The organism is Anaerococcus tetradius ATCC 35098 (assembly GCF_000159095.1).
Taxonomy (GTDB): domain Bacteria; phylum Bacillota; class Clostridia; order Tissierellales; family Peptoniphilaceae; genus Anaerococcus; species Anaerococcus tetradius.
Genome location: NZ_GG666369.1, coordinates 1 through 324 on the forward strand (window position 1 = coordinate 1; position 324 = coordinate 324).

The 324-nt window shown below is 26.9% G+C and carries 1 protein-coding gene; it reads right to left on the reverse strand.

Going from position 1 to position 324, the window contains the following annotated elements; translation table 11 throughout:
- On the reverse strand, positions 1–324 hold a 324-nt coding region (locus HMPREF0077_RS10220), incomplete at both ends, for a hypothetical protein (protein ID WP_004837953.1).

Sequence of the window (324 nt, forward strand, 5' to 3'; positions counted from 1 at the left end):
GATTTTCTTATCATCTTCTATATTGTTTTTAAGTGAATTATTTAAATATTCTCTATATCTATTTTCTATTCTAATGCCTAATTCTTTAACCTTATCTATTGACTTCATATCATCTGGAAGATTTCCCTGCTTATCGGCAACTTCTCTCATGATTTTCGCATATTCTCTTTGAAATACAGAGTTAAAACTTGCTAAGGTATTATTTCCTAAGTTTTCTCTTGCCTTTATAATTTCATTTTCTAAAGCTTTATCCTTAACTAATACATCGAAAAGTCTATCTTCAATTTGGTCTATGGAAATTATTTTTTCATCTATCTTATTTTC